Annotated in this window: 10 protein-coding genes and 1 riboswitch; of the genes, 5 read left to right on the top strand and 5 right to left on the bottom strand. The window is 63.1% G+C overall.

The genetic code is table 11. From position 1 onward, the window contains the following. Positions 1 to 220: 220 nt before the first annotated feature. A complete protein-coding gene (locus tag NKJ73_RS31445; protein WP_023677348.1) occupies positions 221 to 745 on the bottom strand; it encodes a GcrA family cell cycle regulator in 525 nt (174 codons plus the stop codon). 355 nt (positions 746 to 1,100) lie between these two features. Between NKJ73_RS31445 and NKJ73_RS31440 the strand changes: the two genes are divergently transcribed. The 3 genes from NKJ73_RS31440 (at position 1,101) to NKJ73_RS31430 (ending at position 4,399) form a co-directional block, all read left to right on the top strand. Continuing rightward, complete coding sequence (locus tag NKJ73_RS31440) at positions 1,101 to 2,300, top strand: aspartate aminotransferase family protein (protein ID WP_352572225.1); 1,200 nt, start codon at positions 1,101 to 1,103, stop codon at positions 2,298 to 2,300. Positions 2,301 to 2,314: 14 nt separating this feature from the next. Further along, on the top strand, positions 2,315 to 3,226 hold the full coding sequence (gene argF / locus NKJ73_RS31435; protein ID WP_031211966.1) for an ornithine carbamoyltransferase: 912 nt from the start codon (positions 2,315 to 2,317) through the stop codon (positions 3,224 to 3,226). Between the two features lie 162 nt (positions 3,227 to 3,388). Then, positions 3,389 to 4,399 (top strand): Hsp33 family molecular chaperone, encoded by a 1,011-nt coding sequence (locus NKJ73_RS31430; protein ID WP_023677351.1) that lies wholly within the window; start codon positions 3,389 to 3,391, stop codon positions 4,397 to 4,399. Positions 4,400 to 4,405: 6 nt separating this feature from the next. On the opposite strand, the gene apaG is transcribed toward NKJ73_RS31430, so the two are convergent. Then, entirely contained in the window at positions 4,406 to 4,798 is a 393-nt protein-coding gene (gene apaG / locus NKJ73_RS31425) for a Co2+/Mg2+ efflux facilitator ApaG/CorD (protein WP_023677352.1), read from the bottom strand. Positions 4,799 to 5,024: 226 nt separating this feature from the next. Between apaG and NKJ73_RS31420 the strand changes: the two genes are divergently transcribed. Then, positions 5,025 to 6,179, top strand: a complete 1,155-nt coding sequence (locus NKJ73_RS31420) for a glycosyltransferase (protein WP_352572224.1) — start codon at positions 5,025 to 5,027, stop codon at positions 6,177 to 6,179. A gap of 36 nt (positions 6,180 to 6,215) precedes the next feature. Here the strand turns inward: NKJ73_RS31420 and NKJ73_RS31415 are convergent, their stop codons facing one another. Then, positions 6,216 to 7,406, bottom strand: a complete 1,191-nt coding sequence (locus tag NKJ73_RS31415) for an O-succinylhomoserine sulfhydrylase (RefSeq protein WP_031211967.1) — start codon at positions 7,404 to 7,406, stop codon at positions 6,216 to 6,218. Positions 7,407 to 7,476: 70 nt separating this feature from the next. Further along, positions 7,477 to 7,554: riboswitch (SAM riboswitch) on the bottom strand. A 135-nt stretch (positions 7,555 to 7,689) separates the two neighbouring features. Between NKJ73_RS31415 and NKJ73_RS31410 the strand changes: the two genes are divergently transcribed. Beyond that, the gene (locus NKJ73_RS31410) at positions 7,690 to 8,784 is read left to right on the top strand and encodes a 2'-deoxycytidine 5'-triphosphate deaminase (protein ID WP_023677355.1); all 1,095 of its coding nucleotides are present in this window, start codon (positions 7,690 to 7,692) and stop codon (positions 8,782 to 8,784) included. Positions 8,785 to 8,800: 16 nt separating this feature from the next. Here NKJ73_RS31410 and NKJ73_RS31405 read toward each other — a convergent pair whose 3' ends face one another. Both NKJ73_RS31405 and araD1 read right to left on the bottom strand, forming a co-directional pair. After that, positions 8,801 to 9,253, bottom strand: a complete 453-nt coding sequence (locus NKJ73_RS31405; protein ID WP_023677356.1) for a hypothetical protein — start codon at positions 9,251 to 9,253, stop codon at positions 8,801 to 8,803. Between the two features lie 27 nt (positions 9,254 to 9,280). After that, positions 9,281 to 10,273 (bottom strand): AraD1 family protein, encoded by a 993-nt coding sequence (araD1, locus tag NKJ73_RS31400; protein ID WP_023677357.1) that lies wholly within the window; start codon positions 10,271 to 10,273, stop codon positions 9,281 to 9,283. Between the last annotated feature and the right edge of the window lie 161 nt (positions 10,274 to 10,434).

The following is a 10,434-nucleotide window of genomic DNA, read 5'->3' as shown; positions in this document are numbered from 1 at the left end:
TCACCACCGTGCCATGGCCGCTCGCCCCTCAGAGCAGGCGCCGTTCTCTCTCCAAAACTTTTTGCAGAACCTTCAGCACACTATCGCAGTAGGGCAGTAGGGCAGTAGGGCAGTAGGGCAGTAGGGCAGTAGGGCAGTAGGGCAGTAGGCTATCGCTTCGGGAGCGCGCTTCTCTACAATTCACCTACTGCCGTACTGCCTTACTCCCCTATTCCCCTAACTATCTGCTCCGCCGCCGCTCCGATGCCGGCTGGAACGCCACGCGGGCGTGGTACTTGCAGTAGGGGCCGGTTTCGGCGGCGTCGTTGCCGCAGAAATGGAAGTCTTCCGAAAGCGGATCGCCGTTCGGCCATTTGCAAGTGCGCTCGTTGAGTTCGACAAGTTGCAGATGCCGCGAGATCGGCACGACGACGTTCTCGACCGGGCGGATATAGTGGCGCGCCACCGGTTCGGCATCGAACTGCGCCTTGAGCGCGGTCGCACCGATCGACATCGAGGTGGTGGCATGGCGCGTGGCGCTTGCTGCCCGGGACACCGATTTCTGGATCGTCGATCCCTGCACCGTCTTCTTCTGGCGTGCCGGTGAGGCGGTCGTGCGTCCGCGACCGGACAGTTTCAGCCGGTGCACTTTGCCGATGACCGCATTGCGGCTGACCCCGCCAAGCTGTGCGGCGATCTGGCTGGCGCTGAGGCCCTCCGACCACAATTTTCTGAGAAGTTCGACTCGCTCGTCAGTCCAGTTCATGAGACCGCGCTCCTGCTGAAACGTGCGGCAATCGGAATCCATTCCCGACCCGGCTTCTGCCGGGCAGACACCACATATATCGGGTGATTAGGTCCGCCGCACGAAATCTAGTTATTTCTCTACTACAATTACCTTATGCGCTGACTCGGTGACAAGAGTCCCAAGGCCAACACGAATCGGTTTTTTCGGTTTTCCCCAACTTGCCCGGTCGCTTATGAGCCGGCGTTATGCTGGGGGGCTTGCCGCGCGACCTTGCGCGACCTTTTCGTTGACTTCACGGCCGAAAAACACGATAAGCCACAAGGGCCGCCGCTTTGGCGGCTTTTTGATTTTTCCGGTTCCGGAGACGCATATAATGAGCGGTTCGGCGCTTTTCGAGACCTTTGTTCGCGCACCCCTGGCTTTCGACCACGGTGAAGGCACCTGGCTGGTCACCGACAAGGGCGAGCGATATCTCGATTTCGCCGGCGGCATCGCCGTGAATTCGTTGGGCTACAGCCATCCGCATCTGGTCGCGGCCCTCACCGAGCAGGCCGCCAAGCTCTGGCACGTCTCCAATCTGTACGAGATTCCTGGACAGAGCCGGCTCGGCGAGCGGCTGGCCGACGCAAGCTTCGCCGACAAGGTGTTCTTCACCAATTCCGGCGCAGAGGCGCTCGAATGCGCCATCAAGACGGCGCGGCGCTACCACTTCGTCAAGGGCCATCCCGAGCGCTACCGCACAATCACCTTCGAAGGCGCCTTCCACGGCCGCACCCTGGCGACCATCGCCGCCGGCGGCCAGTACAAGTATCTGGAAGGTTTCGGCCCCAAGGTCGACGGCTTCGACCAGGTCGGCTTCGACGATGTGGATGCCGCCGAGAAGGCGATCACGCCTGAAACCGCGGCGATCCTGATCGAGCCGGTGCAAGGGGAGGGCGGCATCAGGCAAGTGCCGACGCAATCGCTGAAGCGGCTCAGGCAGCTCTGCGATCAGCACGGACTGCTCCTGATTTTCGACGAGGTCCAATGCGGCGTCGGCCGCACCGGAAAGCTGTTCGCGCATGAGTGGGCGGGTGTCACACCCGACCTCATGGCGGTGGCCAAAGGCATCGGCGGCGGCTTTCCGATGGGTGCCTGCCTCGCCACCGACGAGGCAGCGGTCGGCATGACCGCCGGCGTGCACGGCACCACCTTCGGCGGCAATCCGCTGGCAATGGCGGTCGGCAACGCCGTGCTCGACGTGGTGCTGGAAGACGGCTTTCTCGAAGACGTCCGGCGCAAGGCACTGCTGTTGAAGCAGGGGCTCGCTGGCGTCGCCGACGAATTTCCGGATGTTATCGAAAGCATCAGGGGCACCGGCCTGATGCTCGGGCTTAAATGCGCGATGCCCAACACCAAGGTCACGGTGGCACTGCGTGACCAGCATCTCTTGACGGTTCCGGCCGGCGACAACGTTATCCGCCTGCTACCGCCTCTCACCGTCACCGACGCCGAGATCCACGAAGCGCTCAAGCGCATTCGTGCCGGCGCCAAGAGCCTGGCAGATGCCATCGTCGCTGCCGCTGCGAAGTAATCCTGGAATTTCTGATGTCCCTTCGCCATTTCACCGATCTTTCCGCCGTTTCCGAAGGCGATCTGCGCTTCATGCTCGACGACGCAGCGGTGCGAAAGGCAAGGCTCAAGGCCGGCGAACGCAGCAAGCCGCTCGAAGGCAAGGTGCTGGCGATGATCTTCGACAAGCCGTCGACGCGCACGCGCGTGTCGTTCGACGTCGGTATGCGGCAGTTGGGTGGCGAGACGATCATGCTGACCGGCACCGAGATGCAGCTTGGCCGCTCGGAGACCATTGCCGACACGGCCAAGGTGCTGTCGCGCTATGTCGATGCCATCATGATCCGCACCACCTCGCATGACCGGCTGCTGGAACTGACGGAAAACGCTACGGTCCCCGTCATCAACGGGCTGACCGACGAGACCCATCCCTGCCAGCTGATGGCCGACATCATGACCTTCGAAGAGCACCGCGGTCCGGTGGCCGGTAAAACGATCGCCTGGACCGGCGACGGCAACAACGTGCTGCATTCGCTGCTGGAGGCATCCGCGCGGTTCCATTTCAAGCTGAACGTCGCCGTGCCCGAGGGCAGCGAACCGGCCCAGAAGCATGTCGACTGGTCGAAAGCCAATGGCGGCAAGCTGAAATTCAGCCGTTCGCCCGAGGAGGCCGTTCACGAGGCCGACTGCATCGTCACCGACTGCTGGGTGTCGATGGGCCAGGAGCACCGTGCCCGCGGCCACAATGTCTTCCTGCCCTATCAGGTCAATGCGGCACTGATGGCGAAAGCCAAGCCGGACGCGCTGTTCATGCACTGTCTACCGGCGCATCGCGGTGAGGAGGTTACCGACGAGGTCATCGACGGACCGCATTCGGTGGTGTTCGATGAGGCCGAGAACCGGCTCCATGCCCAGAAGGCGGTCTTGGCCTGGTGCCTGGGCGCTTGATACGAGCCGCGGTGATCCGGGCCGGCCTGATCTGCGCCGCCTTGATCTGGGCCGCCTTGATCCGGGAGTTGGTGGTGCCTATCTCAGGCGCATCACGCAAATCGAGCGCGTCTCGTCGCATGCGCCCCGGAGGGCGGCATCGCCGCGCCCCGGAGCTTTGTCATGTTGGAAACTCATCAATTGGCTGAACATAAACCCAAGCTCGGCGAATTCGGCTACGCCGGCGACGACCATGTCGTGCCGTTCGAGGTCGGCCCGCTCGACGTGCGCGGTCGCACCGTCCAGCTCGGGCCGATGCTCGATGCTATTCTCAGCCGCCACGACTATCCCGAGCCGGTCGCCCGGCTCCTGGCTGAAGCCTGTGTGTTGACGGTATTGCTCGGAACTTCGCTGAAGTTCGAGGGCAAGTTCATTCTGCAGACCCGCACCGACGGGCCGGTCGACATGCTGGTCGCGGATTTCTCCACGCCGCACGCGCTGCGCGCTTATGCCCGCTTCGATGCCGACCGGCTGCAGGCTTTGACTTCTGCCGGCGAGACGTCACCGCAGACGCTGCTCGGCAGCGGCGTCCTGGCGCTGACCATCGACCAGGGCGCTCACACACAACGCTACCAGGGCATCGTCCAGCTCGACGGCGTCACACTGGAAGATGCCGCACGCACTTATTTCCGCCAGTCGGAGCAGATTCCGACCGACCTCCGGCTTTCGGTTGCCAAGCTTCTGACGCCCGGCGTCGGCGGTGCCCGCGAGCAATGGCGGGCCGGTGGCCTGCTGGCACAATTCCTGCCGCAGTCGGCGGAGCGCATGCGCGTACCCGACCTTCCCGGTGGCGACGGCGATCCGCGTGAGGAAATCCACGACCCGACCGACAATTCCTGGCAGGAGCTGCTGGCGCTGGTTGGTACTATTGAACCGACCGAGCTGATCGATCCGACGATCGGCGCCGAACGGCTGCTTTACCGGCTTTTCCACGAGCATGGCGTCCGCGTGTTCGGCGGGGTGCCGGTCGCCGACCAGTGCTCATGCTCGAGGGAGAAGATCCACGGCATCCTCGAAGGCTTTTCCGCCGAGGAGATCAGGGACAGCACCGAGGATGGCAGCATTCACGTCGCCTGCGAATTCTGCTCGAAGCAATATGACTTCGACCCGGCGGAGTTTGCAGCGGCCGGATGACGGCCGTCAATTGACGGTGCGCCGCATTCCCGGCAAGTCGAGCGAGAAGGCGGGGATGGCGACGTCGAACGTCTCGCCCCGCTTGTTGCGCATGGTGTAGTGCCCGACCATGATGCCGGACGGCGTCGAGAGCGGGCATCCAGACGTATACTGATAGCTGTCGCCGGGGTTGAGTCCGGGTTGCTCGCCGACGACCCCGGGGCCGCGCACTTCCTCGACCTTGCCGGTGCCGTCGGTAATGTGCCAGTAGCGCGACAGAAGCTGCACGAACTCATCCGACTGATTGTCGATGGTCACCTGATATCCCCAGACATAGCGGTTTTGCGGCGGGTCGGAGTGATCCTCCAGATAGAACGGCCTGACCTGCACTTCGATGTTGCGGGTGACGGCGCTGTACATAAACTGCTCCAAAGCAATGTAGATGGAACTTCGACGCTCAGCGCAGTTTGATCAACGATGCGCGTCATCTCCTTGCCCGACTCGAGCGCAGGTGCCGAAAAACAATGTCATTTAAGTGACACATGACAATGATGGTGTGCAGGCTTGTGCCGGGCGACTCAGCGTTCTGTCGAATTGTTGAAAACGGCCGTCATGCGGCCGGCACTTCTGGAGTGACCAGATCTCGATGGAACCGACATTCGCAGCCGCCCTCCTTTCCATAGCCCTCCTTCTTTCAAATCTCGCCAGCATCCTGTTAGCTTCGCTGAAGCTGAAGCGACCAGGCAGGATCGCACCGCCCGCGGCCAACGCGCCGCCGGTATCGATCGTCATCCCGGCGCGCGGCGTCGAGCCGTTTGCCGAAGAGACGCTGGAGCGCGCCTTCTCACTCGACTGGCCGCGCTACGAACTCATCTTCTGCGTTGCCCATGCCGACGACCCGGTGGTCAAGCCGATCACCGCCGCAATGGCGCGCTTTCCAGCTATTCGCGCCCGTCTTCTAGTCGGTGACGACCGCATCAGCGGCAATCCAAAACTCAACAATTGCGTGAAGGGTTGGGAAGCGGCGCATTATAGCTGGGTCATCCTTGCCGATTCCAACGTGCTTATGCCGAGCGACTACGTCCAGCACCTGATGGCGGCGTGGCGGCACGACACCGGCCTCGTCTGCTCGACGCCGATCGGCTCGCGGCCGGACGGCTTCTGGGGGGAGGTCGAATGCGCCTTTCTCAACACGCTGCAGGCACGCTGGCAGTACGCCGGAGAGGCGCTCGGCCTCGGCTTCGCGCAGGGCAAGAGCATGTTGTGGAATAAGCCGATGCTCGACGCCAATGGCGGCATCTGCGCGCTTGCTGCCGAGATCGCCGAAGACGCCGCCGCGACCAAGCTGGTCAACGGGTTCGGACTGCGGGTCAATCTTGTCGCCTCGCCCTTCGAACAGCCGCTCGGCCGGCGCACGTTTGGCGAGATCTGGTCGCGGCAGGCGCGCTGGGCGCGGCTGCGCCGCGTCACCTTCGCGCTGTTCTTCGCCCCCGAGATCCTGATCGGCGCAGCGCCGCCGCTGGTGCTGGCGCTGAGGGCGGCGGCGGCCGCCGGCGTCAGCCTGCCGGCAACCGCCATCGCCGTGCTGGTCGCGGCCTACCTGCCGGAATGCGCCTTGGCCTCGGCCAAGGGATGGCACCTGTCGCTGCGCACCATCCTGGCGATGATGGCGCGAGACCTGATGCTTCCCGCCATTTGGGCGCGCGGATGGCTGAGCGGCGCCGTCGACTGGCGCGGCAATGTGATGACTATCCAGACCAAGCCCGTCGCGGAGCTGGAAGAGACCCCGTCCGGCGCCTGATCGGCGCGTCCCCGCTCGCCTCTATTCGGCCAGCCCTTATCCGGCAACTCTCAGTGCCTGCTCGATGTCTTCGAGCAGGTCGTCGGCGTCCTCAAGGCCAACTGACAGCCTGAGCGTTCCCGGTCCGATGCCGAGCTCGGCGCGGGCCTCATCGGTCAAGTTCTTGTGCGTCGTCGTCGCCGGATGGGTGATCAGGCTCTTGGCGTCGCCGAGATTGTTGGAAATCAGCACGACGTCGAGTGCGTTCTGGAAGGCAAAGGCCGCCTGCTTGCCGCCCTTCACATCGAGGCAAATCAGCGTCGAGCCACCCGACATCTGCTTCTTGACCACCGCCGCTTGCGGGTGGTCGGCACGGCCAGGATAGATGACACGGGCGATTTGCGGGCGCTCGGCGAGGAAATCCGCGATGCGGCCGGCACTTTCCGTTTGCTGGCGTACGCGTAGCGGCAGCGTCTCCAGGCCTTTCAGCAGCGTCCAGGCATTGAAGGGCGAGAGGCTTGGGCCGGTGTGGCGGAAATAGTCATGCAGGTTCTCGTCGATCCATTTCTTGTCCGACAGAACGATGCCGCCAAGACAGCGCCCCTGGCCGTCAATATGCTTCGTGGCCGAATAGACGACGATGTGGGCGCCGAGCTGCAGGGGTTTCTGCTGCAAGGGCGTAGCGAAGACATTGTCGACGATCAGCCTGGCGCCGATCGAATTGGCAAGTGCCGCGACGGCGGCGATGTCGATCACCTCCAGCGTCGGATTGGTCGGGCTTTCCAGAAAGAACAGTTTGGTGTTCGGCTTGACCGCCTTTTCCCAATTGGCGATGTCGGTGCCGTCGACCAGCGTTGCCTCAATGCCGTATTTCGGCGCCAGCGTCTCGACCACCCAGCGGCAGGAGCCGAACAGCGCGCGCGCCGCGACGATATGGTCGCCCGCCTTGGCGCTGCACAGCAGTGCTGCCGTCACCGCCGCCATGCCGGATGCCGTGGCGCGCGCGTCCTCGGCTCCTTCCAGCGCGCACATGCGTTTCTCAAACATGTCGACCGTCGGATTGGCATAGCGCGAATAGATGAAGCCCGGCTCCTCGCCCTTGAAGCGGGCCTCCGCCGCTTGCGCCGTCTCGTAGACATAGCCTTGGGTGAGATACATCGCCTCGGAGGTCTCGCCGAAGCCGGAACGCAGCGTCCCGGCATGCACGAGTGCGGTCTGAGGCTTCCAGTCGCGCTTCTTGGTCATCATTCCATCCAAACACCAAAATTGGTCCAAACAACAAAAAACCGGTCGCGAAAGTCGCAACCGGTCCATATGGCCTTGCGGCCCGACGGTCCTTTAGCGACTTGTTTAACGTGGCTGCAAGCCGACCGGCCAAATCACCACGGGATAACGAGCTTTAGACCCGCGCCACGCTTGCGTCAATTGCCGGCATGATTAAGAGGGTTGTACCAAGCAGGTGCCAAAGGCGTCCACGGTCGGACCTGCGACAGAACAAGACCTCGCCCGGCGTTCGAACGGAGCCAGACCCTTGCGGCAGACAGGCATTCTTCCCGATCAGGATATTTCCGCGCTGTTCCAGACGGGCGCGCTGAAATCGCCGCGCACGCTCGATTCCGATCAGATCCAGCCGGCCAGCCTTGACCTCAGGCTCGGCGACAAGGCCTGGCGGGTGCGTGCTTCCTTCTTGCCCGGCCCGGACTACAGGGTTGTCAACAAGCTCGACCGGCTGAAGCTGCACGAGATCAACCTCGCCGAAGGTGCCGTGCTGGAAACCGGCTGCGTCTACATCGTGCCGCTGCTCGAAAGCCTGGCGCTGCCCGCGCATATTTCCGCCTCGGCCAACCCGAAAAGCTCGACCGGACGGCTCGATATCTTCACCCGGGTAATGACCGACCGTGGCCACGAGTTCGACAAGATCGCCGCAGGCTATGAAGGTCCGCTCTATCTGGAGGTCAGCCCGCGCACTTTCCCGATCGTCGTGCGCACCGGCTCGCGGCTGTCACAGATCAGGTTCCGCACCGGCAATGCGCTCTTGTCAGAAAGCGAGCTGCACGAGTTGCACCGCGCCGAGATGCTGGTCGCCACCGAACCACCCAACATCTCAGGCGGCGGCATCGCGCTGTCGATCGACCTCGACGGCGACAAGGATGGGCTTGTCGGCTATCGCGGCAAGCACCACACCGGCCTGGTCGACGTCGACAAGCGCGCCGCGCAGGATGTCGTCGATTTCTGGGAGCCGCTCTACAAGAGCGGTGCCGGCGAGCTGGTGCTCGATCCGGACGAATTCTATATTCTGGTGTCGCGCGAGGCGGTGCATGTGCCGCCAGTCTACGCCGCCGAAATGACGCCTTTCGACCCGCTGGTCGGCGAGTTCCGCGTCCATTATGCCGGTTTCTTCGACCCGGGTTTCGGCCATTCGGCGTCGGGCGGCACCGGCAGCCGGGCGGTGCTCGAGGTGCGCAGCCACGAAGTGCCGTTCATCCTCGATCACGGCCAGATCGTCGGACGGTTGGTCTACGAGCACATGCTGAAACGGCCGCAGGCGCTCTACGGCACAGATCTAGGCTCGAACTATCAGGCGCAGGGCCTGAAACTGTCCAAGCATTTCCGCGTCGCCCGCTGATCTTGTTCGCAGGCCATCAGCCGCGAAACAGATATTCTTTCGCGGCGCCAAGGCAGCCATGAAACTGACCGACAAAGAGCAGTTCTCGCACTGCCAATCGCTTCTTCCCCCAAAAACCTCTGGTTTGCTTCTCGTCGTCAAGTGAGGCGCTTGAGCTGGACTGCAAGGGGAACAACTGCTTGCCGAGACATCCCAGCACATGGGCTCTGGCGGAGTCGATACCGCAGGCTCTGCCATTGTCGTTCAGTCTGTCAGCGCGGAGTGCGGACGTCATGCGATCCGCGTTGCGCATCAGAAAGCTCACTTGCGATTTCGAATAGCCGGTGGCCAGAAGCCGGTCAGTCATCGACATTCGGGCTTCGCGATAGGATCTTGCGCTGCATTGTCCGGCGCTGTAAGCCGCTGGGGAGAAATAGGCGAGGAACAGGACTAAACTTACGAACACAGTGCCAATCCGCAGGCCGTTCATTTCTCGCCCCTGAATTATGTCACCAGTTTACAACGCCTTCACCGCCACCTTCACCGGCTGCTCGATTTCAAGCGGGTTGCGCAGAGGCAGGCCGAAATCCTGCGCCTCGATTTCGAATACGTCACCGGCCTCGGTCCTGATGCCGTCGGCGAAGGACAGCGTCGCCGTGCCGAACATGTGTACATGCACGTCACCCGGCTGGCGGAAGGCCGAGTATTTGAAGTGATGATGCTCGAGATTGCCAATGGTGTGCGACATGTTCGCCTCGCCCGACAGGAACGGCTTTTCCCAAAGCAGCTTGCCGTCGCGTAGGATGCGTGAAGCGCCGCGGATGTCGGACGGCAGGTCGCCGATCAGGATCTCCGGGCCGAACGAAGCGTTGCGCAGCTTGGAATGGGCGAGGAAGAGATAGTTCACACGCTCGGTGACGTGGTCGGAAAACTCGTTCGACAGGGTGAAGCCGACACGGAACGGGGCGCCGTCGTCGCCGATCACATAGATCCCGGCGATTTCCGGCTCCTCGCCGGCATCCTGGGCGAAGGCCGGCGACATAAGCGCCGCACCGGGCGCCACCGCCATGGTGCCGTTGCCCTTGTAGAACCATTCCGGCTGCACGCCGGTCTGGCCCTTCGCCGGCTTGCCGCCCTCAAGCCCCATGCGGAACATCTTCATGGAATCGGTCAGCTGTTCCTCGCCGTCCGTGCTGAGCTTCTTGTGCATGGAATCGCGGGTCGCGGCGGAGCCGAGATGCGTCAGCCCGGTACCGGTGAGATGGAGATGCGCCGGATCGGGATGGTTGATCGGCGACAGCAGCCGGCCCTTCTTGTAGGCTGCGTCGAGATCGACGGTTTCGCCGAAGCCCTTGCGCTCGATCAGGGCGACAAGCCCGCTGCCGGTACGCGCGGCTTCCATCGCCAGCGAATAGACGCTGCGGGCGCCGTTGATGACGCGGGTCTTGCCGCCGCTGCGGGCAACGACGCGGATCGTCTCGGCGTCGTCGAGGATTTGTGAGATCAGCATGGTAACCCTCTCTGAATTGTGGGCTTGGCGTGCCTTTCTTGGCAAACCCTGCCCTGCGCGGCCCGGACCCTGTCCGCGCCTCGGTTGAAATTCTTCGTCCGGATTGCGCTCGCGGATCAGGTCCCTCGGGGGACTTCTTTGCGCCGCCCGGCAGCGCCGCG

The organism is Mesorhizobium sp. M0074, assembly GCF_040322975.1.
Lineage (GTDB): Bacteria > Pseudomonadota > Alphaproteobacteria > Rhizobiales > Rhizobiaceae > Mesorhizobium.
This window is presented reverse-complemented; position numbering and strand designations above follow the sequence as displayed.